The 24,740-nt window shown below is 71.2% G+C and carries 19 protein-coding genes; 8 read left to right on the top strand and 11 right to left on the bottom strand.

All coding sequences use genetic code 11. The features are described from left to right. Positions 1 to 70: 70 nt before the first annotated feature. Positions 71 to 3,616 carry a DNA polymerase III subunit alpha gene (gene dnaE / locus AS857_RS21085; RefSeq protein WP_058044846.1) on the bottom strand — a complete coding sequence of 1,182 codons (3,546 nt, stop codon included), beginning with the start codon at positions 3,614 to 3,616 and terminating at the stop codon, positions 71 to 73. Positions 3,617 to 3,774: 158 nt separating this feature from the next. Here dnaE and AS857_RS21080 point away from each other — a divergent pair, with 158 nt between their 5' ends. From AS857_RS21080 to AS857_RS21055, 6 genes are all read left to right on the top strand, one after another. Next, on the top strand, positions 3,775 to 5,109 hold the full coding sequence (locus tag AS857_RS21080; RefSeq protein ID WP_058044845.1) for a DUF2252 domain-containing protein: 1,335 nt from the start codon (positions 3,775 to 3,777) through the stop codon (positions 5,107 to 5,109). A 60-nt stretch (positions 5,110 to 5,169) separates the two neighbouring features. Continuing rightward, on the top strand, positions 5,170 to 5,805 hold the full coding sequence (locus AS857_RS21075; RefSeq protein ID WP_058044844.1) for a hypothetical protein: 636 nt from the start codon (positions 5,170 to 5,172) through the stop codon (positions 5,803 to 5,805). Positions 5,806 to 5,852: 47 nt separating this feature from the next. Beyond that, positions 5,853 to 6,686, top strand: a complete 834-nt coding sequence (locus tag AS857_RS21070) for a thioredoxin domain-containing protein (RefSeq protein ID WP_058044843.1) — start codon at positions 5,853 to 5,855, stop codon at positions 6,684 to 6,686. A 121-nt stretch (positions 6,687 to 6,807) separates the two neighbouring features. Further along, complete coding sequence (locus AS857_RS21065; RefSeq protein WP_058046956.1) at positions 6,808 to 7,476, top strand: hypothetical protein; 669 nt, start codon at positions 6,808 to 6,810, stop codon at positions 7,474 to 7,476. 46 nt (positions 7,477 to 7,522) lie between these two features. Next, positions 7,523 to 8,344 (top strand): thioredoxin domain-containing protein, encoded by an 822-nt coding sequence (locus AS857_RS21060; RefSeq protein WP_058044842.1) that lies wholly within the window; start codon positions 7,523 to 7,525, stop codon positions 8,342 to 8,344. 77 nt (positions 8,345 to 8,421) lie between these two features. Further along, a complete protein-coding gene (locus tag AS857_RS21055) occupies positions 8,422 to 10,059 on the top strand; it encodes an alkaline phosphatase D family protein (RefSeq protein ID WP_058044841.1) in 1,638 nt (545 codons plus the stop codon). Here AS857_RS21055 and AS857_RS21050 read toward each other — a convergent pair. Further along, entirely contained in the window at positions 10,040 to 10,666 is a 627-nt protein-coding gene (locus AS857_RS21050; RefSeq protein WP_058044840.1) for a dienelactone hydrolase family protein, read from the bottom strand. The genes AS857_RS21055 and AS857_RS21050 overlap by 20 nt on opposite strands. A gap of 117 nt (positions 10,667 to 10,783) precedes the next feature. On the opposite strand from AS857_RS21050, the gene AS857_RS21045 reads away from it, so the two are divergent. Further along, a complete protein-coding gene (locus AS857_RS21045) occupies positions 10,784 to 11,887 on the top strand; it encodes a mechanosensitive ion channel family protein (RefSeq protein ID WP_058044839.1) in 1,104 nt (367 codons plus the stop codon). Positions 11,888 to 12,474: 587 nt separating this feature from the next. Here AS857_RS21045 and AS857_RS21040 read toward each other — a convergent pair. The 5 genes from AS857_RS21040 to AS857_RS41960 all read right to left on the bottom strand — a co-directional run bounded on the left by AS857_RS21040 (position 12,475) and on the right by AS857_RS41960 (position 17,828). Beyond that, positions 12,475 to 14,067, bottom strand: a complete 1,593-nt coding sequence (locus tag AS857_RS21040) for a Na+/H+ antiporter (protein ID WP_058044838.1) — start codon at positions 14,065 to 14,067, stop codon at positions 12,475 to 12,477. A 105-nt stretch (positions 14,068 to 14,172) separates the two neighbouring features. Next, entirely contained in the window at positions 14,173 to 14,655 is a 483-nt protein-coding gene (locus AS857_RS21035) for a GNAT family N-acetyltransferase (RefSeq protein ID WP_058044837.1), read from the bottom strand. Positions 14,656 to 14,660: 5 nt separating this feature from the next. Continuing rightward, positions 14,661 to 15,602, bottom strand: a complete 942-nt coding sequence (locus AS857_RS21030) for an RluA family pseudouridine synthase (RefSeq protein WP_058044836.1) — start codon at positions 15,600 to 15,602, stop codon at positions 14,661 to 14,663. Positions 15,603 to 15,644: 42 nt separating this feature from the next. Beyond that, positions 15,645 to 16,193 (bottom strand): signal peptidase II, encoded by a 549-nt coding sequence (lspA, locus tag AS857_RS21025; protein WP_058044835.1) that lies wholly within the window; start codon positions 16,191 to 16,193, stop codon positions 15,645 to 15,647. A 78-nt stretch (positions 16,194 to 16,271) separates the two neighbouring features. After that, a complete protein-coding gene (locus AS857_RS41960) occupies positions 16,272 to 17,828 on the bottom strand; it encodes a TraR/DksA family transcriptional regulator (protein WP_079110539.1) in 1,557 nt (518 codons plus the stop codon). 489 nt (positions 17,829 to 18,317) lie between these two features. On the opposite strand from AS857_RS41960, the gene ileS reads away from it, so the two are divergent. Next, positions 18,318 to 21,470 (top strand): isoleucine--tRNA ligase, encoded by a 3,153-nt coding sequence (gene ileS / locus AS857_RS21015; RefSeq protein ID WP_058044834.1) that lies wholly within the window; start codon positions 18,318 to 18,320, stop codon positions 21,468 to 21,470. Between the two features lie 182 nt (positions 21,471 to 21,652). Here ileS and AS857_RS21010 read toward each other — a convergent pair whose 3' ends face one another. The 4 genes from AS857_RS21010 to AS857_RS20995 all read right to left on the bottom strand — a co-directional run bounded on the left by AS857_RS21010 (position 21,653) and on the right by AS857_RS20995 (position 24,735). Continuing rightward, positions 21,653 to 22,861, bottom strand: a complete 1,209-nt coding sequence (locus AS857_RS21010; protein WP_058044833.1) for a DivIVA domain-containing protein — start codon at positions 22,859 to 22,861, stop codon at positions 21,653 to 21,655. Positions 22,862 to 22,910: 49 nt separating this feature from the next. Next, positions 22,911 to 23,195 (bottom strand): YggT family protein, encoded by a 285-nt coding sequence (locus tag AS857_RS21005; RefSeq protein WP_058044832.1) that lies wholly within the window; start codon positions 23,193 to 23,195, stop codon positions 22,911 to 22,913. Positions 23,196 to 23,272: 77 nt separating this feature from the next. Further along, positions 23,273 to 23,884: a cell division protein SepF gene (locus AS857_RS21000; RefSeq protein WP_058044831.1), complete on the bottom strand. Its 612-nt coding sequence runs from the start codon at positions 23,882 to 23,884 to the stop codon at positions 23,273 to 23,275. Between the two features lie 122 nt (positions 23,885 to 24,006). Next, entirely contained in the window at positions 24,007 to 24,735 is a 729-nt protein-coding gene (locus AS857_RS20995) for a YggS family pyridoxal phosphate-dependent enzyme (protein WP_058044830.1), read from the bottom strand. Between the last annotated feature and the right edge of the window lie 5 nt (positions 24,736 to 24,740).

Here is a 24,740-nt window from a genome sequence, read left to right as displayed (position 1 = left end):
GATGCAGCGAGGGGCGCGCCCGGAGGATCCGGGCGCGCCCCTCGTGCGCGGGTGCGGGTTCGGCCGGTGCTCAGCCGGCCAGGCAGGACGGGCCGAGCAGCTGCTTGAGATCGCCGAAGAGCGCCGGGTCGGGGGTGACCCGGTGCCGGTCCAGGCGCAGGACGGTGGTCTTCCGCGGGCCCTGGAGCTTGATCCGCACCTCGGTGGAGCCGCGGTGGTGGGTGAGGACCTGGCCGAGCCGCTCGACCATCGGCGGGGTGACCTTCACCGTGGGGATGGTGATGATCACGGGGGCGTTGGTGCCCGCGTTGGACAGGTCGGGGACCATCAGCTCCATGGCGACCAGGCGGGGGATGTCCTCGCGCTTGTCGAGGCGGCCCTTGACGAAGACGACGGCGTCCTCGACGAGCTGGGTGGAGACCAGCTGGTAGGTGGCGGGGAAGAACATGCAGTCGATGGATCCGGCCAGATCCTCGACGGTGGCGATGGCCCAGGCGTTGCCCTGCTTGGTCATCTTGCGCTGCAGGCCGGAGATGATGCCGCCGATGGTGACGATCGCGCCGTCGGCGTGCTCACCGCCGGTGAGCTGGGAGATCGAGGCGTCGGCCTTGTCGTTGAGGACGTGCTCGATGCCGAAGAGCGGGTGGTCGGAGACGTAGAGGCCGAGCATCTCGCGCTCCTGCGCGAGCAGGTAGGCCTTCTCCCACTCGACGTCGGAGAACTCCACGTCCAGCCCGAAGCCGGGGCCGTCGTCGCCGGTGTCGTCGCCCATGCCGCCGAAGAGGTCGAACTGTCCCTCGGCCTCCTTGCGCTTGACCTGGACCACGTTGTCGATCATCGGTTCGTAGTGCGCGGTGAGGCCCTTGCGGGTGTGGCCCATCTCGTCGAAGGCGCCGGCCTTGATCAGCGATTCGACGGTGCGCTTGTTGCAGACGACGGCCTCGACCTTGTCGAGGAAGTCGGGGAAGGAGCCGTACTTCCCCTTGGCCTTGCGGCAGCGGATGATCGAGTCGACCACGTTCTGTCCGACGTTGCGGACGGCGGTGAGGCCGAAGAGGATCACGTCGTCGCCCTGGGCGGCGAAGTTGGCCTCGGACTCGTTGACGTTCGGCGGGAGCACCTTGATGCCCATGCGCCGGCACTCGTTCAGATAGATCGCCGACTTGTCCTTGTCGTCGCGCACGGAGGTGAGCAGCCCGGACATGTACTCGGCGGGGTAGTTCGCCTTGAGGTAGGCGGTCCAGTACGAGACGAGGCCGTACGCGGCGGAGTGGGCCTTGTTGAAGGCGTAGCCGGCGAAGGGGACCAGCACGTCCCACAGGGCCTGGATGGCCTCGTCGGAGAAGCCCTTCTTCTGTGCGCCCTCCTTGAAGAAGACGAAGTTCTTCGCCAGCTCGTCGGGCTTCTTCTTGCCCATGACGCGGCGGAGGATGTCGGCCTCGCCGAGCGAGTACCCGGCGACGATCTGCGCGGCCTTCTGCACCTGCTCCTGGTAGACGATCAGACCGTAGGTGACGCCGAGGACCTCTTCGAGGGGCTCCTTCAGCTCCGGGTGGATCGGCGTGATCTCCTGCTGGCCGTTCTTGCGCAGCGCGTAGTTCGTGTGCGAGTTCATGCCCATCGGGCCCGGCCGGTACAGGGCGGACACGGCGGAGATGTCTTCGAAGTTGTCGGGCTTCATCAGCCGCAGCAGGGACCGCATGGGGCCGCCGTCGAACTGGAAGACGCCGAGGGTGTCGCCGCGCTGGAGCAGCTCGAAGGTCTTGGGGTCGTCGAGGGGCAGGCTGAGGAGATCGATGTCGATCCCCTTGTTGGCCTTCACCATCTTGACGGCGTCGTCCATGATCGTGAGGTTGCGCAGGCCGAGGAAGTCCATCTTCAGCAGGCCGAGCGACTCACAGCTCGGGTAGTCCCACTGCGTGATGGTCACGCCGTCGGTGTGCCGGACCCAGACCGGGACGTGGTCGGTGATCGTCTCGCTGGACATGATCACGCCGGCCGCGTGCACGCCCATCTGCCGGACCAGGCCCTCGACGCCGCGCGCGGTGTCGATGACCTTCTTCACGTCCGGCTCGTTCTCGTACATCCCGCGGATCTCGCCGGCCTCGCCGTAGCGGGGGTGCTGCGGGTCGAGGATGCCGGAGAGGGGGATGCCCTTGCCGAGGACGTCGGCGGGCATCGCCTTGGTGAGGCGGTCGCCCATCGCGTACGGATAGCCGAGGACGCGGGCGGAGTCCTTGATGGCGTTCTTGGCCTTGATGGTGCCGTAGGTGCCGATCATGGCGACCTTGTCGGCGCCGTACTTCTCGGTGACGTACCGGATCACCTCGGCGCGCCGGCGCTCGTCGAAGTCGATGTCGACATCGGGCATGGAGATGCGCTCGGGGTTGAGGAACCGCTCGAAGATCAGGCCGTGCGGGATCGGGTCGAGGTCGGTGATGCCCATGGCGTACGCGACGATCGAGCCGGCCGCGGAGCCTCGGCCGGGGCCGACCGCGATGCCCTGGTTCTTCGCCCACATGATGAAGTCGGCGACCACGAGGAAGTAGCCCGGGAAGCCCATCGAGATGATCGTGTCCATCTCGTACTCGACCTGCTTCATGCGGTCCTCGGGGATGCCGCCGGGGAAGCGGCGGTGCATGCCCCGCATGGTCTCCTCGCGGAACCAGGTGACCTCGGTGTAGCCCTCGGGGATGTCGAACTTGGGCATCAGGTTCCGGAACTGGAACATGCCCTCGGTGTCGACCTGCTCGGCGACCAGCCTGGTGTTGGCGCAGCCCTCCTGCCAGGCGTCCGAGGAGTCGATGGCGTACATCTCGTCCGTGGACTTCAGGTAGTAGCCCGAGCCGTCGAAGCGGAAGCGGTCCGGGTCGGAGAGGTTCTTGCCGGTCTGGATGCACAGCAGGGCGTCGTGCGCCTCGGCCTCGTGCGCGTAGGTGTAGTGCGAGTCGTTGGTGACCAGGGGCGGAATGCCGAGCTTCTTGCCGATCTCCAGCAGGCCGTCGCGGACGCGGCGCTCGATCTCGATGCCGTGGTCCATCAGCTCCAGGAAGTACCGGTCCTTGCCGAAGATGTCCTGGTACTCGGAGGCGGACTTCAGGGCCTCGTCGAACTGGCCGAGGCGCAGCCGGGTCTGCAGCTCGCCGGAGGGGCAGCCGGTGGAGGCGATCAGGCCCTCGGACCACTGGCTGATGGTCTCCTTGTCCATGCGGGGCCACTTGGTGAGCCAGCCCTCGGCGTAGGCGTCGGAGGACAGCCGGAAGAGGTTGTGCAGACCGGTGGCGTTCGCCGCCCAGATGGTCTTGTGGGTGTAACCACCCGAACCCGAGACGTCGTCCCGCTTCTGGTGCGGCTGGCCCCACTGGATCCTGCGCTTGTTGCGCCGGGACTCGGGGGCGACGTAGGCCTCGATGCCGATGATCGGGACGACCCCGGCCTTCTGGGCGGAATGGTAGAAGTCGTACGCGCCGTGCAGGTTGCCGTGGTCGGACATGGCGATGTGTGTCATGCCCATCTCATTGCAGGCATTGAACATGTCCTTGAGCCGCGCGGCACCGTCCAGCAGGGAGTACTGGGTGTGGACGTGCAGGTGCGTGAAGGGCGGCTTCGTGGCCACGGTGGGAGACCTCCGGCGGTGGTGGCTGCGGGTCGGGCGGGACAGTTTTGAAGGTTACCGGCCCCCACCGACAGCCGCGGGCACGCGCCGGTAGCCTCACGCGTTGAGCACCACAGCACTGATGTTCGTTCCATGCCCCACCCCAGGAGGACCCCGCGATGGCGACCGAGCACGACCGGGCCGCGCAGCGCGGCGAGGAGATCCTCGCCGTTTTCGAGACCGCCTTCGGCGAGCTGCTCGCGGCCGACCCCGCCGCCTTCCGGGTGAAGTTCCGGAAGATGGCGGCCTCCGCCTTCGCCTTCTACCGGGGCACGGCGTGCCTCTTCTACCGGGACCTGGCCGCGGAGGCGCCCGAGGGCGCCGCCGGGCCGTACCTGGACGAGCGCACGAGCCGGGTGTGGATCCACGGCGACCTGCACGCCGAGAACTTCGGCACGTACATGGACGCGGGCGGCCGCCTGGTCTTCAACGTCAACGACTTCGACGAGGCCTACGTCGGCCCCTTCACCTGGGACCTCAAGCGCTTCGCCGCCTCCGTCGCCCTGATCGGCTACACCAAGGCCCTCAGCGACGAGATGATCACCGAGCTGGTGCGGACCTACGCCGCCGCCTACCGCGAGCGCATCCACGCCCTGGCCACCGGCACCGCGGAGGACGGCCACACGCCCTTCACCCTCGACACCGCCGACGGCCCCCTGCTCGGCGCCCTGCGCGAGGCCCGCTCGATGACGCGCTTCGGGCTGCTCGCCTCCATGACGGAGATCCGGGACTTCGACCGCCGCTTCGCCGCCGACGGCGGCGCCGTCGAGCTGGACGCGGCCACGCGCTACAAGATCCTCGCGGCCTTCGACGGCTACCTGGAGACCCTCCCGGACACGAGCCTCGCCCGCCCCGACTCCTACCGGGTCAAGGACGTCGTCGGCCGCCGCGGCATCGGGATCGGCAGCGCCGGCCTGCCCTCGTACAACATCCTCCTGGAGGGCAACAGCGACGCCCTGGAGAACGACGTCGTCATCTACATGAAGCAGGCGCAGACCCCGGCGGTCTCCCGGCACATCGCCGACCGCGCCGTGCGCGACTACTTCCGGCACGAGGGCCACCGCACGGTGATCTCCCAGCGCGCGCTGCAGGCGCACGCCGACCCGTGGCTGGGCTGGACCGAGCTGAACGGCACCGGGCAGCTGGTGGCCGAGGTCTCGCCGTACGCGGTCGACCTGGACTGGTCGGACATCGACGACCCGGCCGAGATCGCGGCGGTCGTCGCCGACCTGGGCCGCGCCACGGCCGCCATGCACGCCGCGGCGGACGACCAGAGCGGCCACTCCCTGGTGCCCTTCTCCACCGAGCGGGCCATCGACGCTGTGATCGCCGCCGACGAGGAGGGCTTCGCGGAGCTCCTGACCGGCTTCGCCCACTCCTACGGGGCCCGGGCCCGCGCGGACCACCAGATCTTCGTGGACCTCTTCCGCAACGGCCGCATCCCCGGCCTCTAGGACCGGCTCCGGGCCGCCTTTAGGCACGGTTTACGGCGGGTCGTGCCAGACTCGTTCCCCATGGACATATCGGCGGCACGGCTGCGGGCACTGCGCGCGGCGCTGTTCACAGCGCTGTGCGTGACGCTGTCCGCGGGCTCCCACGTGCTGCTGTCCGGCACCGGCCTGCCCCTGGCGACGGTCGCGGTGGCCGGAGCCGCCGTCTTCGCGCTCGCGTACGCCCTGGCGGGCCGCGAGCGCGGCTTCGCGCGGATCGCCGCGCTGTTCGTCCCGCTGGAGCTGGCCTCCGACGCCCTCTTCTCCACCGGCCAGGAGAGCTGTTACGGCACGGGCGGGCACGCCGTGCCGGGCGCGCTGACCGCCCTGTGCGGCGGTGGCACGGTCGGCGGACCCTTCGCCCCCGCGCCGGGCCCCGACACCGCCGCGTGGCTGCTGCTCGCCGCCCACGTCGCCGTCGGCCTCCTGGCCGCCGCATGGCTGCGGCTCGGCGAGGCGGCGCTGGCCCGGCTGCTGGGCACGCTCGCCGGGGCGGCCCTGCGCCGCCTGCTGCCCGCCCCCACAACGGCCGCCGCGGGCGGGCGGTGTCGCACCGCGCCCGTGCGGGCCGCCGGGCCCGCCCGCAGGGCACCGGCCCTTCCCCTCCTCGTGCACTCCGTCGTCCGCCGTGGACCGCCGCCCGGGCCCGCCCCCGCCTGAGCACACCCACCACGCATCACGCACGACCGAGCACGGAGAGCAAGACCATGAGCAAGCGCAACAACTGGGAGAACAAGCAGTCCGCACGCGAGCGCCTGCGCGCCGAGCGGGAGCGGCAGGCCAAGAAGGACAGGACGCGCCGCCAGCTCGTCGTCGGCGGGGCCGTCGCCGCGGTCCTGGCCGTCGGTGCGGGCATCGTCGTGGCCGTCTCCCAGCTGGGCAAGGACGGCAAGAGCGGGCTGAACGCGGCGTGGGAGGCCGCGTCCAAGAAGGAGCTCGTCAAGCCCGCCAACACGGGCGGCGACAAGGGCACCGAGGTCACGATCGGCGACAAGAACGCCAAGCACACCCTGGACCTCTACCAGGACATGCGCTGCCCGATCTGCTCGGTCTTCGAGCAGAGCGTCGGCGGCACGATCGACAAGGACGTCAAGGACGGCAAGTACAAGGTCTCGTACCACGTCGCCACGTTCCTCGACCGCAACTTCGGCGGCAGCGGCTCCAAGAACGCCCTCAGCGCGCTGGGCGCCGCGCTCGACGTGAGCCCCGAGGCCTTCAGCGCCTACAACAAGGCCCTCTACTCCAAGGCCAACCACCCCAACGAGACGAAGGACGACTACGCCAAGGACGACGTCCTGCTGAAGGTCGCCAACGAGGTGCCGGCGCTCAAGGGCAACAAGGACTTCGAGAAGAACGTCAAGGACGGCACCTTCGACAAGTGGGCGCTGACGGTGTCCGACGAGTTCGACAAGGCCAAGGACGTCACCGGCACGCCGACCCTCAAGCTCGACGGCAAGAAGCTGACGGCGGAGGACGGGAAGAACGTCCCGATCACCCCCGAGCAGTACACCAAGGCCGTCGACGCGGCCCTGAAGTCCTGACGGTCCTCCCGTCCGGGATTCCGTCCGGGTTTCCGCCCGGGTTCCCGTCCCCTCCGGCGGCGTCCAGCGATGCCGAATCTTGACACGACACTTAACGGCTGCCGTGGCAGACTTCGGCCTCATGGAGGGGACGGGAGTTCGACTGAGGGCGCTGCGCGCAGCGCTCTTCACGGCGCTCTGTGTCACGCTGTCCGCCGCTTCGCACGTCCTGCTCTCCCGTACGCCCCTTCCCGCCGTCACCGTCGCCGTGCTGTCGGCGGTGTTCTTCGCCGTCGCCTACGCCCTCGCGGGCCGCGAGCGCGGCTTCGGGTCGATCGCCGCGCTGATGGTCCCCCTGGAGCTCACGGCGGACACCGTGTTCACGGTGGGCCAGCACGCCTGTTACGGGCGGGCCGGCGGGCCCGTCGCGGGCCCCCTGCACTCCCTGGGCCTCGACCTCGCCTGCCGCGGCGAGGTCGGCACCCCGCTGGCCCGCATGGCCGCCGAGGGCGACGCCGGGCCGGTCGCCGGCTCCGCACTGCCCTGGCTGCTGCTCGCCGGCCACGTCGCGGTGGGCCTGCTGGCCGCCGCCTGGCTGCGCCGCGGCGAGGCCGCCCTGGCCCAGCTGCTGCGCACGGCCGCCGCCTTCGCCTTCGGCCCCCTGCTCCTGGCCTTCGCCTCCCCGGCGGCGCCCGCCGCCCCGGGCGCGCGCGTACGCCCCGCGCGCCGCACGCTCCGGGCGCGCGGCCTCCCCCTCCTCGTCCACTCCGTCGTACGGCGCGGACCGCCCCTCGCTCCGGCAGCTGCCTGAGCCCGCGGTCCCCCCATTCCCGTACGTCCACACCGGAGAAGACATCATGAGCAACCGCAACAACCAGCAGAACAAGCAGGCCGCGCGCGAGCGGCTGCGCGCCGAGCGCGAGCGCCAGGCCCGCCGGGACAAGACGCGCCGTCAGCTCGTCGTCGCCGGCGCCATCGTCGTCGTCCTCGCGATAGCCGGCGGCGTGGGCTACGCCGTGACCAACATGAACGACAGCAAGGACGGCGCGAGCAGCTGGGCGAGCGACAAGACCCTGGTCAAGCCCGCCAACACCACCGGCGAGAACGGCAACGAGATCGTCCTCGGTGACGCCAAGGCCAAGGAGACCCTCACGGTCTACGAGGACCCGCGCTGCCCGTCCTGCGCCGCCTTCGAGAACGAGTCCGGCGCCCAGCTGCGCCAGGACGTCAAGGACGGCCGCTACAAGGTCCGGTTCGTCATGGTGAACTTCATCGACGACCTGGCCAAGGGCACCGGCTCGAAGAACGCCGTCAGCGCCCTCGGCGCCGCGCTCAACGTCAGCCCGGACGCCTTCGTCGCGTACAAGGAGGCGCTCTACTCCCCGAAGAACCACCCCGACGAGCGCGACGACGCCTTCGCCAAGGACTCGCGGCTGATCGAGATCGCGCAGCAGGTCCCGGCCCTGAAGGGCAACAAGGACTTCGAGAAGGCCGTCAACGAGGGCACTTACGACAAGTGGGCCGTCGAGATGGGCACGCTGTTCGAGAAGAACAAGATCGGCGGCACCCCGGCCCTGCTCCACGGCGACAAGCAGCTGAAGGGCCCGAACGGCAACCCGCCGATGGCCAAGGAGTCCTTCATCGCGGCGATCGACAAGGAATTCGGCCCGAAGAAGTAGTGACGGGCCGGTGAGGGGCGGACGAACTGTCAGGTTTCGTCCGCCCCGGGGCTTACCGGGCAGTAAGGTGATGGTCCGTGACCATCGACTCCTGCATATCGCGCCGCACCGCCGTCACGGCCGTCGCCGGCGCCGCGACCGTCGCCCTCCTGCCGCTGGCCGCAGCCGCCCCGGCACACGCCGCGGACCCCTCCCTCTTCCTGCACGGCGTCGCCTCGGGCGACCCACTGCCCGACGGCGTCCTGCTGTGGACGCGCGTCACGCCCTCCCCCGACGCCGTGCCCGGCTCGGGCCGCGGCGCGGACGTGGAGGTCGCCTGGGAGGTCGCCGAGGACGAGGCGTTCGGCAGGGTCGTCGCCCGCGGCACGGTCACCGCGACGGCCGCGAGCGACCACACCGTCAAGGCGGACGTCCGCGGCCTGCGCCCGGCCACCGGCTACTGGTACCGCTTCGCCGCCGGCGGCGCGCACTCCCCCGCCGCCCGCACCCGTACGGCACCCGCGGCCGGCGCGGCCGTCGCCGGCGTCCGCTTCGGCGTCGTCTCGTGCGCCAACTGGGAGTCCGGTCACTTCGCGGCCTACCGCCACCTCGCGGACCGCCGCGACCTGGACGCCGTCCTGCACCTGGGCGACTACATCTACGAGTACGCCTCGGGCACCTACCCGCCCGCGAAGCAGGTCGTCCGCCCGCACGCGCCGGCCCACGAGATCGTCACCCTCGCCGACTACCGCACCCGCCACGGCCGTTACAAGACGGACCCCGACCTGCAGGCCCTCCACCGGACCCACCCCTTCGTGGCCATCTGGGACGACCACGAGTTCGCCAACGACACCTGGACGGGCGGGGCCGAGAACCACACCCCCGGCGCCGAGGGCGAGTGGGCCGCGCGCATGGCGGCCGCCAAGCAGGCCTACTTCGAGTGGATGCCGGTGCGCCCGTCCACCGAGGGCACCACGTACCGCCGCCTGCGCTTCGGCAACCTCGCAGACCTGCACCTGCTGGACCTCAGATCCTTCCGGTCCCAGCAGGTCAAGCCGGGCAACGGCAAGGTGGACGACCCCGAGCGCACGATCACCGGGCGCGCCCAGCTCGACTGGCTGAAGGCCGGGCTCGCCTCCTCCGACACCACCTGGCGCCTCGTCGGCAACCCCGTGATGATCTCCCCGTTCGCCTTCGGCGCCCTGCCCGCCCACCTGCTGGAGCCGCTCGCCAAGCTGCTGGGCCTGCCCGCCGGCGGCATAGCCGCCAACACCGACCAGTGGGACGGCTACACCGACGACCGGCGCGAGCTCCTCGCCCACCTGAGCGACCGCGGGATCCGCAACACCGTCTTCCTGACCGGTGACATCCACATGTCCTGGGCCAACGACGTGCCCAAGAAGGCCGCCACGTACCCGCTGTCGCCGTCCGTCGCCACCGAGTTCGTCGTCACGTCGGTGAGCTCCGACAACCTGGACGACCTCCTGGGCGTGGCCCCGCACACCGTCTCGCTCGCCGCGGTCACCGCCATCAAGGCCGCCAACCGGCACGCGAAGTGGGTGGACATGGACTCCCACGGCTACGGGGTCCTCGACATCACCCCCGAGCAGGCGCAGATGGACTACTACGTCCTCTCCGACAAGGCCGACCCGAAGGCGACGACCGAGTGGAGCCGCTCGTACCGGACGCGCTCGGGCACGCAGCAGGTCGAGCGGGTCAGGACGCCGGTGCGGTGATCCGCGCCCGGCCCCCGGCCTGGTCGCCGATCTCCTCCAGGAAGGCCAGCGCGACGCGCCAGGCCGTCTCCGCGGCCTCCTCGTCGTAGTCCGCGAGGTCCGGGTCCGTGAACAGGTGCCCCGCCCCGGGGTACCGGTGGACCTCCACGTCCGCCCCGGCCCGGCCCATGCGCAGGTACCAGGCGTTGAGCCAGTCGTGCGGCTCGAACGGGTCCGGGTCGGCGACGTGCAGCTGGACGGGCAGCTCGTCCACGGCGGCGTCGTCGGCCAGGTCCGAGGTGCCGTGCAGGAGCAGCAGGCCGCGCGCCTTCTCGTCGCCCAGCGCCAGGTTCTGCGCGATCGACCCGCCGAGCGAGAAGCCGGCGTAGACCAGGCCCCGGTCCGACAGCGGCGCCACCGCGGTGACGGCGCGGCGCAGCAGCTCCTCGCGGCCGATCCCGTCCTTGACGGCCATGCCGTCCTCCACGGTGTCCGCGGTCCGGCCCTCGTAGAGGTCCGGTACGTGCACCTCGTGCCCGGCGGCGCGCAGGCGCTCGGCAGCGGCGTGCACGGCCGGCCTCAGGCCGTAGGCCGAATGAAAAAGGACAATCGTGGTAGAGGACGCCACTGGAGTCACTTCCTAACAGGTGGATCGCGTGCCTCCCATCGTGCCAGCTACGGTCGGGGTGAAGCGCCACCCGGTGAGTGCCCCGCCAGCAGCCGGCCGGAAGGAGCTGAGGTGTCCATGGAGGGCGTACTGCGTCCGCTGTCCGTCATCGGCGGAGCGTTGATCGTCACCCTGGTCGTGGGGTGGGTGGCCGACCAGGTCGTGCGCAGAATCGACGAGCGCCACCCCGAGACGCCCCTGTGGGACCTGCTGCGCCGGTGCCGGCTCCCCCTCCAGGTCGTCCTGTGCACGGCGCTGCTGCGCGGCGGCTACCGCTCGGCCGGCATCCTGCCGGACCACGAGGAGGTGGTCGGCCAGGTCCTGACGCTCGTGCTGATCGGCGCCTGCGCGTGGCTGGTGGTGCGGGTCGCCGTCGCCATAGTGGAGGCGGCCTACGCGCGCTACGCCGCGCGCGCGGAGGACGCGGCCCGGGTGCGCCGGGTACGGACCCAGGTGACGCTCATCCGGCGGATCGTCACGGCCGTCGTGTGCGTGGTCGCGGTGGCGTCGATGCTGCTCACCTTCCCGGCCATGCGGGCCGCCGGGGTGTCCGTGCTGGCCTCGGCCGGTCTGCTCGGCATCGTCGCCGGTGTGGCGGCGCAGTCCACGCTCGCCAACCTCTTCGCCGGGCTGCAGATCGCCTTCGGCGACGTCGTGCGCATCGGGGACACGGTCGTCGTGGACGGCGAGTGGGGCCGGGTGGAGGAGATCACGCTCACCTATCTGGTGGTGACCACCTGGGACGAGCGGCGCATCACCATGCCGGTGTCGTACTTCACCAGCCGTCCCTTCGAGAACTGGTCCCGCAGCAACCCCCGGATGACCGGCACGGTCTTCTTCCACCTCGACCACTCCACGCCCATAGACCTCATGCGGGAGCAGTTGCACGGGATCCTCAAGGGCCTGCCGGAGTGGGACGGGCGGTCCTGGAGCCTGGTGGTCACCGACACGACCCCGACGACGATCCAGGTGCGGGCGCTGGTGACGGCGAAGGACGCCGACGACATCTGGACGCTGCGGTGCGTGGTGCGGGAGCAGCTGATCGAGTGGCTGCGGCGGGAGCACCCGTACGCACTGCCGCGCATCAACACGGCGCCGGCCCCGGGCCTGGAGCAGGCTCCGGACCGCCGCCAGGCTCCGCCGACGTCGGAGGACATCGGCCCGGGCCCCGGCACGACGTAGGCTCCGCCTGGGTTCGGGGCTCCGGGGGTGCGCCCGCTTCCGGCTCCACCGGGCCCGGCCTCGCGGCCGCCGGCCTCTCGGCCTGTCGGCCACCAGGTCGTACGGTCGGCTCGGCACCGCCGGAGGGCGCCGTCGTGGCGGATCGCCGTTGCGGCGGAGGATTGTTGCCCGGCGACGACGGATGGAGCCCGGTCGGGCGCCCCCTGGCACGTCTCCCCAGGCAGAAAATTCCGCCGCAAAGGCGATCAGCCACCGGAGCCGCAGCCCGGCGGTGCCGGGCCGGGACCCGGCCACTGGTCGTTGCCCCCGGCGGTCGACCGCCCTGGACAAATGGGCCGCCGTCCGGCGGAAAAACCCCGCCGCGGCGGCGATCAGCCACCACGGCGTCGCACGGCGGTGCCGGCCCGGGCCCCGGCCGCGGGGCGTGGCCCCCGGCGGACAGCCGCCCCAGGGTCGCCCCCCGGGGTCGCCCTCCCGGGCAAAGGAACCGCCGCCGGGCAGGAAGAAGCCGCCGCGGCCGGCCACCGCGGCGCAGCCCGGCAGGCCGGGCCGGGCCCTGGCCGCCCCGGCCGTGGAGCCCCGCGGCGTCAGCCTCCCCGTAGGCTGCGGACGTCCAGGTGGCGGAGGACCCGGTCCACGATCTCCGGGTCCGCTCCCGGTTCGCTGCGGGCCGACAGGACCTCCCGGCGGGCGGCCGAGAGCATCTCGGCCTGGATGCGCTGGGTCGCCCGGATCCTTTCCACCCGCTGGGCGTGCGCCTCGCGCCGTTCCTCGTCGACCATGTCGGGGCTGATGCGGGCGCCGACGTCGTACGCGCGCCGCGTGAGCTGCTCGACCATGTCGTCGGGGATCTCCTCGGTCTCCTGGATCTCCTTCAGCCGCCGCTTGGCGGCCTTCGCGGCGCGGACGGCGAGCAGGCGGGCGAGCTCCCGCTCGGCGTCGGAGTCGGACTGCACGCCCAGCCTCCGCACGAGCCACGGCAGGGTGAGGCCCTGCAGGACGAGCGTGGCGAGGATGACGGCGAAGGCGACGAAGACGATCTCGTCGCGGGCGGGGAAGGGCGTCTTGTCGTCCTGGGTGTGCGGGATGGCGAGGGCGAGCGCGACGGAGGCGACGCCGCGCATCCCGGACCACCACATCACGACCGTCTCGCGCCAGCTGATGGGGACGTCCTCGTCGATGTCCCGCCGGCTGTGCAGCTGTTTGGCCAGCCACGCGGCGGGCAGCAGCCACAGCAGCCGTACGCCGACGACGACCGCGACGACGACGGCGCCGATGCCCAGCATCTCGCCCCACCGGCCGGAGGCGGTCCGCAGGACGTGGTGGAGTTCGAGGCCGATGAGGCCGAAGGCGACGCCGGTGACGAGCGTGTCGATGACCTCCCAGAAGGAGTGCCGGGCGAGCCGGCCGAGCACGTCGTCGGCGTCACCGGCGTACTCGGCGAGGAAGAGCCCGGTGACGAGCACGGCGAGCACGCCGGAGCCCTTGAGCTCCTCGGCGAGGACGTAGGAGACGAAGGGGACGAGCAGGGTGAGGCCGATCTGGAGGGTCGCGTCGCCGAGGACGTCCATGAGCTTCTTGGCCGCCCAGCCGAGCGCGAGCCCGACCGCGAGGGCGACCACGGCGGACAGCACGAACTCGCCCGCGGCCTTCGGGGCGGAGAAGCTGCCGCTGACGGCCGCGGCGATGGCCACGTGGTAGAGCACGATGGCCGTCACGTCGTTGAAGAGCCCCTCGCCCTCCAGGATGGAGATCAGGCGGCGCGGCAGCCCGAGCGAGCCCGCGACGGCCGTCGCGGCCACCGGGTCGGGCGGGGCGACGAGGGCGCCGAGCGCGACGGCCGCGGCGAGGGAGATGCCGGGCACGATGGCGTCGGCGACGGCGGCCACGGCCGCGGTGGTCACGAACACCAGGGCGACCGCGAGCAGCAGGATGGGCCGGACGTTGGCCTGGAACTGCCGCCAGGACGTGCGCTGCACGGACGCGTAGAGCAGGGGCGGCAGCACCAGCGGGAGGATGAACTCCGGCGGCATCTCCACGTTGGGCACGAAGGGCAGCAGCGCGAGGACGATGCCGCCCAGCGTCATGAGGACGGGGGCCGGCAGGCGCAGCCGGTCCGCGACGGGCACCATGACCAGCGATCCGATGAGCAGCACGAACAGCAGGGCGAGCTGGTCCACGGACGTCCTCCGGGCGGATCGGGCAGGCGATCGTTTTCCCAGCCTGCCACGAACCGGACGAACCCGGATCTTCCGGAGATTCCGGACGGAGTCAGCGCGTGCTGCTCACAGCGCCTTCGTCATCGCGCGGTGCGGTATGCCGCTGCCCTCGTCGAACTCGGGCCCGTGGGCCGCATAGCCGAGCCGCTCGTAGAAGCCGAGGGCGTGCGTCTGGGCCTCCAGGTAGACCCGGGCCAGGCCCAGCCGGCGGGCCTCCGCCTCGACGGCCAGGACGAGCTCGGCGCCCAGGCCCGTGCCGCGCGCGGCACGGGAGACGGCGAGCCGGCCGAGGACGGCCGTGACGTCGTCCTCGACGCCCGCGGGGCCGTACTTCTTCCGGGCCGGGGCGCCGTGCAGGAAGCGGACCGTGCCGACGGGGCCGGCCGGCCCGGTGGCCAGGAGGTGGACGGCGTGGACGTCGTACGCGTCCATCTCCTCGGCCTCGGGGATGCGCTGCTCGCCGACGAAGACCTCGCGGCGCACGGCGTGGCAGCCGGGCAGCTCGCCGGGGCCGACGACGCGGACCGTGATCCCCTGCGCGGCGCCCACGGTGCTCAGGCGCTCTCGGCGCGCACCGTGTCCAGCGCGCGCTGCAGGTCCTCGGGGTAGGAGCTCTCGAACTCGACCCAGCGGCCGTCCTCGGGGTGCTCGAAGCCGAGCCGCACGGCGTGCAGCCACTGGCGGGTGAGCTTGAGGCGCTTGGCGAGGGTCGGGTCGGCGCCGTAGGTGAGGTCGCCGACGCAGGGGTGGCGGTGGGCGGCCATGTGCACGCGGATCTGGTGCGTACGGCCGGTCTCCAGCTTCACGTCCAGCAGGCTGGCCGCGCGGAAGGCCTCGATCAGGTCGTAGTGGGTGACCGAGGGCTTGCCCTCGGCGGTGACGGCCCACTTGTAGTCGTGGTTGGGGTGGCGGCCGATGGGGGCGTCGATGGTGCCGCTCATCGGATCCGGGTGCCCCTGGACCAGCGTGTGGTAGCGCTTGTCGACCGTGCGCTCGCGGAACTGCTGCTTGAGCAGGGTGTAGGCGCGCTCGGACTTGGCGACGACCATCAGGCCGGAGGTGCCCACGTCCAGGCGGTGCACGATGCCCTGGCGCTCGGCGGCGCCGGAGGTGGAGATGCGGTAGCCCGCGGCGGCCAGGCCGCCGATGACCGTCGGGCCCGTCCAGCCGGGGCTGGGGTGGGCCGCCACGCCGACCGGCTTGACGATCACGACGATGTCGTCGTCGTCATGGACGATCTCCATGCCCTCGACGGGCTCGGCGACGATCTGCACCGGGGCGGGCGCGGCGGGCATCTCGACCTCGAGCCAGGCCCCGCCGGTCACGCGGTCGGACTTCCCGGCCTCCGCCCCGTCCAGCTGGACCTTGCCCGCGGCCGCCAGCTCGGCCGCCTTGGTGCGGGAAAAGCCGAACATACGGGCGATGGCGGCGTCGACGCGCTCGCCTTCCAGGCCGTCGGGTACGGGCAGGGCGCGGATCTCGGGAATGGTGCTCACCCGTCGAGTATGACGGACGGGTGCGACACCCCCGCCCCGGGCTCAGTCCTGGTGGACCGTGCCGTCCGGGTCCAGACCGCGGAAGGACAGGATCACGATCAGGAAGCCGCCGCAGACGATCGCGGAGTCGGCGAGGTTGAAGACCGCGAAGTGCGCGGGCGCGATGAAGTCGACGACACCGCCCTCGAAGCCGCCCGGGGCGCGGAACAGGCGGTCCGTGAGGTTGCCCAGCGCGCCGCCGAGCAGCAGGCCCAGCGCGATCGCCCACGGCAGGCTGTAGAGCTTGCGGGCGATCCGCGCGATCACCACGATCACGGCGGAGGCGATCACCGTGAAGACGATCGTCATCGCCTCGCCGATGCCGAAGGCGGCACCGCGGTTGCGGACCACCTCCAGCTGCAGCCAGGTGCCGAACACCTCGATCGGATCGTGGTGCTCCAGCTTCGCGACCACGAACAGCTTGCTGCCGAGGTCCAGGACATAGGCGAAGGCGGCCACCGCCAGGAGTACCCCGATGCGCCGCCCGCCCTTGGCCGTGGTCGGTTCCGCGGCCTCCGGCGTGCCGGTGGTGGTCTGTTCCGCCTCTGTCACGTGAGTCCTTCGACGTCGTCCAGGTCGCCAGGGCCTGCCTGGCTGAGGACGAGGGTACGGCACGCCCGTGCGAGGGGGTCAGCGGCGTTCCTGGCGCTGTTTGCACTCCACACACAAGGTGGCCCGCGGGAACGCCTGCATGCGGGCCTTGCCGATGGGCCTCCCGCAGTTCTCGCAGAGCCCGTACGTGCCCGCGTCGAGCCGTTCCAGCGCCCGCTCGGTCTGGTCCAGCATCTCCCGGGCGTTGGCCGCCAGGGCCAGTTCGTGCTCCCGGGTGATGTTCTTGGTGCCGGTGTCGGCCTGGTCGTCGCCCGCGCCGTCGCCCGAGTCCCGCATCAGGCCGCTGATCGCCTCCTCCGAGTGGGCGATCTCCGCCCGCAGCCGCAGTACCTCGCTCTGCAGCTCCGTCCGGGCCTCGGCCACCTCGCCCGGCGACCAGGGCTCCTCCCCCGGCCGCACGGCCAGCTCGCCGGGCTCCACGGGTCCCGTACGGGCCCCCGGCACCTTCCCGGCGGCCTGTGTCCCGTCCATCGTCTTCTTCGCAGCCACCGTCCTGGCTCCCGTCTTCTTCGCGGGCACCGCCCTCTGGGCAGGTGCGGCCTTCTCGATGGGGGCGGCCTTCTCGCCTGCGGCGCGCTTGCCGACCGCCCGGGTGGCACTCTCCTCGGCGGGTGCCGCCGTGCCGCCGGAGGCGGGGGAACCCGCCGGGGCGGGCGCCGCCTTCTTGTTCTTGCCTGCGGCCTTCTCCGCGGACGTCCTGGCGGAAGACGCCGCGACCGCGACGGCGGCACGCTTCTCGGCGGGCGCCGCCTTCTTCCCGACGACCTCCTTGGCCGAGGCCACCGCCTTTTGGGCGGCTGTTTTCTTGGGGGCCGCCGCCTTGGTGGCCGCCTTGGTGGCCGCCGCCTTGGTGGCCCCCGTCTTGGCCGCCGCCGTCTTCTTGGCGGCTGTCTTCTTGGCGGCCGCCGTCTTGGCAGCCGTCTTCTTGGCGGCCGTCTTCTTCGCCGGAGCGGCCTTCTTCGCCGCCGCCTTCTTCGCCGGAGCGGCCGCCTTCTTCGCCGCAGGCGGCTTGTCCGCCGCCTTCCCGGCCGGGGCGGCCGTCTTCGCGGCCTTGCCCGCCGACGGCGACGTCTTCTTGGCCGGAACAGCCTTCCTGCCGCCGTCCGCGGCTTTGGCAGCCTCGCCCGCGGCCGACGACGCCTTGCCCGGAGCAGACGTCTTGGCCGCCTTCTTCGCCGACCCGGACACACTCCCGGCGGCTTCCTTCTCAGCCGCCGCGGACGCCTTGACCGGCCTCCCCCCGCCCCCGGCGGCCTCCGCGGCCCCGCCCGCCGGCAACGGCGCCTTCCGGGACGCCCTGGTCGCACCCCCTGCAGCCGTCTTCTGAGCCGGCGCAGCCTCCTCCGCAGCCTTCCCGCCGTCCGCCGCCTTGGCGGCCTTGCCCGCGGCGGACGACGTCTTCGCCGGCGCGGATCCCTTGGCCGCGCTTCCGCCGCCCCCGGCGGGCTTCGCCGACGGCGCCGTCTTCGCCGCCTTCCCGCCGCCCCCGGCGGCAGCGGCGGCCCTGGCGGCAGCGGCCCCGTGGGCCTTCCCCTTCGCGGAAGCGACGTCCGCCGCCGCTCTCTTCGCCACCATGACCGCGGCCCCTTCACATTTTATGATCTTGCGCGCGAATCGTGCCGGAACGATAAAACTCCACCGGGCACGCGGCAACGGGGCACGCCGGTCTCCTCGGTTGTGCCCCGCCCCCGGCCCTGTAATCGGACTGCACCCGTCCCCCGCCCGGCCCCGGCCGAAACCGGTGGGCCGCGTCCGGTCCGGCCCCGTACACTGGGGCGCAGCGAAAGGCGTGGAAGGGACGAGTAGCGCCGCACGCAGCCTGTAGCGACCCGGGGACGGTGGGAGCCCGGGGGCGTGCGCGGTGTGAAGATCACCCCTGAGCCGCCGGAAGAACGCCCCCGGACACCCCGGCGGGTCAGTAGAGCCGGCATCGCGGCCCAATGAGGGGGCCCCGGGCGCGAGCGCCCGCGGCCAAGGAGGGTGGTACCGCGGGAAGCGCACCGCACGGCGCATCTCGTCCCTCCGACGGACAGCGCAATGACGTTCCGCCGGAGGAAGCCTCATATGAGTCCCCAGCCGCAGTACCACCAGGTACCCGCCCAGGTGGACCTGCCCGCCCTGGAGCACGCCGTGCTCGAGTTCTGGCGCGAGAGCAAGGTCTTCGCCCGTAGCCTCGAGCAGTCCGAGGGCCGCCCCGAGTGGGTGTTCTACGAGGGCCCGCCCACGGCCAACGGCATGCCGGGCGCGCACCACATCGAGGCCCGCGTCTTCAAGGACGTCTTCCCCCGCTTCCGCACGATGCAGGGCTACCACGTCGGCCGCAAGGCCGGCTGGGACTGCCACGGCCTGCCGGTGGAGCTCGCGGTGGAGAAGGAGCTGGGCTTCTCGGGCAAGCAGGACATCGAGGCGTACGGCATCGCGGCCTTCAACGACAAGTGCCGCGAGTCCGTCACCCGCCACACGGACGCCTTCGCCGAGCTCACCACCCGCATGGGCTACTGGGTCGACCTGGACGACGCCTACCGCACGATGGACCCGGACTACGTCCAGTCCGTGTGGTGGTCGCTGAAGGAGATCTTCAACAAGGGCCTGCTGGTCCAGGACCACCGCGTGGCCCCTTGGTGCCCCCGCTGCGGCACCGGCCTGTCGGACCACGAGCTGGCCCAGGGCTACGAGACGGTCGTCGACCCCTCCGTCTTCGTCCGCTTCCCGCTGACCTCCGGCCCGCTCGCGGGCGAGGCCTCGCTGCTGGTGTGGACGACCACCCCCTGGACGCTGGTCTCCAACACGGCCGCCGCCGCACACCCCGACGTCACCTACGTCGTCGCCACCGACGGCTCCGAGAAGCTGGTCGTCGCCGAGCCGCTGCTGGAGAAGGCCCTCGGCGAGGGCTGGACCGCGACGGGGCAGTCCTTCACCGGTCGCGAGATGGAGCGCTGGGCCTACCGCCGCCCGTTCGACCTGGTCGAGCTGGAGGGCGCCAACTTCGTCGTCAACGCCGAGTACGTCACGACCGAGGACGGCACGGGTCTGGTCCACCAGGCGCCCGCCTTCGGTGAGGACGACCTCAGGACCTGCCGCGCCTACGGCCTGCCGGTCGTCAATCCGGTCCGCCCGGACGGCACCTTCGAGGAGGGCCTCGCCCTCGTCGGCGGCCAGTTCTTCAAGAAGGCCGACGAGAAGCTCGTCGCGGACCTCGACGAGCGCGGCCTGCTCTTCAAGCACATCGCCTACGAGCACAGCTACCCGCACTGCTGGCGCTGCCACACCGCGCTGCTCTACTACGCGCAGCCGTCCTGGTACATCCGCACCACCGCGGTCAAGGACCGGCTGCTCGAGGAGAACGAGAAGACCAACTGGTTCCCCGAGTCGGTCAAGCACGGCCGCTTCGGCGACTGGCTGAACAACAACATCGACTGGGCGCTCTCCCGCAACCGCTACTGGGGCACGCCGCTGCCCATCTGGCGCTGCGAGGAGAACCACCTCACCTGCGTCGGCTCCCTGGCCGAGCTCACCGAGCTCACCGGCACCGACCAGAGCGGCCTGGACCCGCACCGCCCCTACATCGACGACGTCACCTTCACCTGCACCGCCGAGGGCTGCGCCCACACGGCCGTGCGCGTGCCGGAGGTCATCGACGCCTGGTACGACTCGGGCTCGATGCCGTTCGCGCAGTGGGGCTACCCGTACAAGAACAAGGAGCTCTTCGAGCAGCGCTTCCCGGCGCAGTTCATCTCCGAGGCCATCGACCAGACCCGCGGCTGGTTCTACACGCTGATGGCCGTCGGCACCCTCGTCTTCGACAAGTCGTCGTACGAGAACGTCGTCTGCCTGGGCCACATCCTCGCCGAGGACGGCCGGAAGATGTCCAAGCACCTGGGCAACATCCTCCAGCCGATCCCCCTGATGGACCAGCACGGCGCCGACGCCGTCCGCTGGTTCATGGCGGCCGGCGGCTCCCCGTGGGCCGCGCGCCGCGTGGGTCACGGCACCATCCAGGAGGTCGTCCGCAAGACGCTCCTGACGTACTGGAACACGGTCGCCTTCCAGGCCCTCTACGCCCGTACATCCGGCTGGGCCCCCAGCGCCGCGGACCCGGCCCCGGCCGACCGCCCGCTGCTGGACCGCTGGCTGCTCGGCGAGCTCAACGCCCTCGTCGGCCAGGTCACCGAGGCCATGGAGGCCTACGACACCCAGCGGGCCGGCAAGCTGCTGTCCTCCTTCGTCGACGACCTGTCCAACTGGTACGTGCGCCGCTCGCGCCGCCGGTTCTGGCAGGGTGACGCGGCCGCGCTGCGCACCCTCCACGAGGTCGTCGAGACGGTGACCCGCCTGATGGCCCCGCTGGTGCCGTTCATCACCGAGCGCGTCTGGCAGGACCTCGTGGTCCCCGTCGACCCGCAGGCCCCCGAGTCGGTCCACCTGGCCACCTGGCCGGTGGCGGACGCCGCCCTCGTCGACCCGAAGCTGTCGCAGCAGATGCTGCTCGTGCGGCGCCTGGTCGAGCTGGGCCGCGCCACCCGCGCGGAGTCCGGCGTCAAGACCCGCCAGCCGCTCTCCCGCGCGCTGGTGGCCTCGGCCGGCTTCGAGGAGCTGGGCGCCGAGCTGCGCGCCCAGATCGCCGAGGAGCTCAACGTCTCCTCCCTCGCCTCGCTCTCCGAGGTGGGTGGTTCCCTGGTCGACACCACGGCCAAGGCCAACTTCCGTGCCCTGGGCAAGCGGTTCGGCAAGGGCGTCCAGGCGGTCGCCAAGGCCGTCGCCGGGGCCGACGCCGCGGCGCTGTCGCTGGCCCTGCGCGAGGGCACGGCCTCGGTCGAGGTGGACGGCGAGACGGTCACCCTCTCCCCCGACGAGGTCATCATCACCGAGACGCCCCGCGAGGGCTGGTCGGTGGCCTCGGACTCGGGTGCGACGGTGGCCCTCGACCTGGAGATCACCCCGGAGCTGCGCCGCGCGGGCCTCGCCCGCGATGCCGTCCGGCTCATCCAGGAGGCCCGGAAGAACAGCGGCCTCGACGTCGCCGACCGGATCGCCGTGCGCTGGGAGTCGGCGGCCGAGGAAGTCCGTACCGCCCTCTCGGAGCACGCCTCCCTGATTGCGGACGAGGTCCTGGCCACGGACTTCGCCACGGGCGAGGCCGACGGATCCTACGGTGAGCCTTTCACCGACGAGGCGCTTTCGCTGACGTTCCGTCTCCGCAAGACGACCGAGGCCTGATAAAACCGGCAATGGCCGGGCGAGGGATTCCCTCGCCCGGCCATTGCCATATGTCGTATTGACCGACATCCGTACGGAAATGCAGAGCGAATAAAAGGGCCGGGCCCCTGGGGAATCCCAGGGGCCCGGCCCTTTTATGACTGCCGACCGACCGACTGCCGACTAGCGGCCGTACGGGCGCCTCAGTTGTCGTCCTCGTCGATGAGGAAGCCCCGCATGGGGGACGGCGCCTGCTGCATCGGCTGCTGGCCCTGCGGCCGCACCGGTGCCATCGGCTGGGTCATCGCCGGGGACATCTGCTGCTGGCCACCGTAGGACGGGGCACCCATGGAGGAGTTGCCGCCCATCGAGGTGTTGCCACCCATGGACGGGTTGCCGCCCATGCTGTGGCCGCCCATGCCCGCACCTGCCGGAGCCATCGACCCGCTCATCGAGGGGGCCGCGGGCAGCGACGGGGTGTTGGGGTTACGGGGCGGGGCCAGCGAGTCGTCCGCCTGGTTCTCCAGCTGACGCAGCTGGCTCTCCAGGTAGGACTTCAGACGGGTGCGGTACTCGCGCTCGAAGCCGCGCAGGTCCTCGACCTTGCGCTCCAGCGTGGCGCGGGCGGACTCCAGGGAGCCCATCGCGACGCGGTGCTTCTCCTGCGCGTCCCGCTCCAGGGCGTCGGCCTTGGCGCGGGCGTCCCGCTCCAGGCCCTCGGCCCGGCTGCGCGCCTCGCCGACGATCTTGTTGGCCTCGGAACGGGCCTCCGCGATCGCCTGGTCGGCGGTCTGCTGAGCGAGCGAGAGCACACGGGCGGCGCTGTCACCGCCCGGGCCCTGGCCCGGCTGCGGCAGCTGCGGGCCGCCCATGGGGCCGTTCTGACCCATGGGGTTCTGCCCCATGGGACCGTTCTGCCCCATTCCGTTCTGACCCATCGGACCGTTCTGACCCATGGGACCGCCCATGGGGCCGCCCATCGGACCGTTCTGACCCATGGGGCCGGGACCGTTCTGACCCATCGGGCCGGGACCGTGCGGACCCTGGGGACCGTGGCCGTGACCGCTGGGGCCGGCCGGAAGCTGCGGGGCACCGCCCGGCAGCTGCGGCGGGCCGCCCATCTGCTGCTGCTGCGGCACCGGCTGCGGTCCGGATATGGCGGCGGGCACCGGAGCCCCGCCGGGTCGCTGGTCCTGCGGCTCGGGCTTGCGCATGCCCTGCTGCTGGTTCTGCGCGGCGGCACGCGTGGCGGCGGCCAGCTTGGCGCGCAGATCCTCGTTCTCGCGGAGCAGACGGGTCAGTTCGGCCTCGACCTCGTCCAGGAAGGCATCGACCTCGTCCTCGTCATAGCCTTCTCGGAGACGGACGGTCGTGAACTGCTTGTTCCGCACGTCCTCGGGGGTCAACGGCATCTCTTCTTCACCTCAACGTAGTCGTCGGCAATCGGCAAGACCGTATCGTTCACACCTGCTCCACGACGCGGATCAGGATGAAGACGATAATCATCAATACGAAGAAGGACAGGTCGAGCGCCACGCCCCCGAGACGCAGCGGCGGAATGAACCGCCGCAGAAGCTTGAGTGGCGGATCGGTGACAGTGTAGGTGGCCTCAAGGATGACCACCATCGCCTTACCGGGTTGCCATGAGCGAGCGAACTGGAAGACGTAATCCATCACCAGCCGGAAGATCAGTACAAACAGGAAGCAATACAGCGCGACGTAGATCACCTGCAGTGCGATGCTCATTCCCGCGCTTCCCTCTCCCCTTGCTCGTACCCGGCCTGTTCGGCCGTCATTCTCCCGGTATCGCCAGGTATTGCGTCTCAGCTCTGATTGAAGAACCCACCCTCTGCGATGCGGGCCTTGTCCTCCGCCGTGACATCGACGTTAGCAGGAGACAGCAGGAACACCTTCTGCGTCACCCGCTCGATGCTGCCGTGGAGACCGAAGACGAGGCCGGCGGCGAAGTCGACAAGTCGCTTCGCATCCGTGTCGTCCATCTCCGTCAGATTCATGATCACCGGGGTGCCCTCGCGGAAGTGTTCCCCGATGGTACGGGCTTCGTTGTAGGTCCGGGGGTGCAACGTCGTGATGCGGTAGGGCTCCCGCTCGGACACAACCTTGGGCATGATCACCGGTGCGTTCTTCTCCAGAGAGTGGCGTTCGGGTGTGATGGACGCCACGGGGGCGATTCGGGCGGGTCGTCCCGTTTCCGCTGTGAGCGGAGCGGGTTCGCGCTGTGCAGGCGGCTGGGCGACTCGAACCGGTTCGTCCGATTGCGTCTGTTGTGCGAGGTGTTGCTGATGCTGCTGCCTGCGTCGGTCGGGCTCCGGCTCGGGTTCGAACTCGTCGTCGGGGTCGAACCCCGGGCCGTCGTACCCATCGTCCTCCACGAGGCCGAGGTAGACCGCCATCTTGCGCATCGCGCCGGCCATTCTCTGCGTCCTCCGCTCTGTGGTGGATCGGCTCCGTCAACGGCGCCTTGGATCCACGCGGTCTGCCCGCCTTCTGGCGGGAATGACCATATTTTTTGCTGTGGTCCGACTTCTTGGCGACGTTACCCGAGCCTGGGTCGGACTCCGAGTACCGCCGATCCGACACGTACATGTGTCGCCCCGGCGGCCACGGCGTCATCCAGATCCGCGCTCATCCCTGCTGACACCATGTTCGCAGCAGGATGGGCCGCGCGCAGGCCCGTTGAGATTTCCATCAGCCGGTCGAAGGCGGCCCTCGGCCGTCCTGCATATGGTCCGACGAGCGGAGCGACCGTCATCAGGCCCGCGGGGCGCAGCGCTTCGGCTCCGGCGAGCGCATCGGCGAGTTCTGCCACACCGTCAGGAGCGACTCCGCCCCTTTCGCTGCGTTTTCCGGGTTCGCCCGACTCTGCGTCAAGTGCCACCTGAATCAGGCAGTCCAGGGTCCGGCCGGCCTTGGCGGCCGCCGTGGAGAGTGCGGTGACGAGCCGGGTCCGGTCGACCGAATGCACAAAGTCGGCATAACCGGCCACCGAACGCACCTTGTTCGTCTGCAATTGTCCGACGAAGTGCCAGGTGAGGGGCAGATCCGCGCACTCGGCCGCCTTCGGCGCCGCGTCCTGGTCGCGATTCTCGGCGACGTGGCGCACCCCGAGCTCGGCGAGGAGTCGCACGTCACTCGCGGGGTAGGTCTTGGTGACCACGATCAGGGTCACGTCCTCGCGCGGGCGGCCCGCCGCGGCGCAGGCCGCGGAGATACGTTCCTCCACGCGGGCCAGGTTGTCGGCGAGTTCCGTTCTCCGGTCCGTCACAGTTC

It is taken from the genome of Streptomyces roseifaciens (assembly GCF_001445655.1).
GTDB lineage: Bacteria > Actinomycetota > Actinomycetes > Streptomycetales > Streptomycetaceae > Streptomyces > Streptomyces aureoversilis.
Note: the sequence above shows the minus strand (reverse complement) of the source record. Positions and strands in the feature narration are given on the sequence as shown.

Coding starts and splice junctions, on each gene's coding strand:
- AS857_RS21080 (WP_058044845.1), top strand. CDS start 3,775: ATGGCGACCGAGCACGACCGGGCCGCGCAGCGCGGCGAGGAGATCCTC.
- AS857_RS21075 (WP_058044844.1), top strand. CDS start 5,170: ATGGACATATCGGCGGCACGGCTGCGGGCACTGCGCGCGGCGCTGTTC.
- AS857_RS21070 (WP_058044843.1), top strand. CDS start 5,853: ATGAGCAAGCGCAACAACTGGGAGAACAAGCAGTCCGCACGCGAGCGC.
- AS857_RS21065 (WP_058046956.1), top strand. CDS start 6,808: ATGGAGGGGACGGGAGTTCGACTGAGGGCGCTGCGCGCAGCGCTCTTC.
- AS857_RS21060 (WP_058044842.1), top strand. CDS start 7,523: ATGAGCAACCGCAACAACCAGCAGAACAAGCAGGCCGCGCGCGAGCGG.
- AS857_RS21045 (WP_058044839.1), top strand. CDS start 10,784: ATGGAGGGCGTACTGCGTCCGCTGTCCGTCATCGGCGGAGCGTTGATC.
- AS857_RS41960 (WP_079110539.1), bottom strand. CDS start 17,828: ATGGTGGCGAAGAGAGCGGCGGCGGACGTCGCTTCCGCGAAGGGGAAG.
- ileS (WP_058044834.1), top strand. CDS start 18,318: ATGAGTCCCCAGCCGCAGTACCACCAGGTACCCGCCCAGGTGGACCTG.
- AS857_RS21010 (WP_058044833.1), bottom strand. CDS start 22,861: ATGCCGTTGACCCCCGAGGACGTGCGGAACAAGCAGTTCACGACCGTC.
- AS857_RS21005 (WP_058044832.1), bottom strand. CDS start 23,195: ATGAGCATCGCACTGCAGGTGATCTACGTCGCGCTGTATTGCTTCCTG.
- AS857_RS21000 (WP_058044831.1), bottom strand. CDS start 23,884: ATGGCCGGCGCGATGCGCAAGATGGCGGTCTACCTCGGCCTCGTGGAG.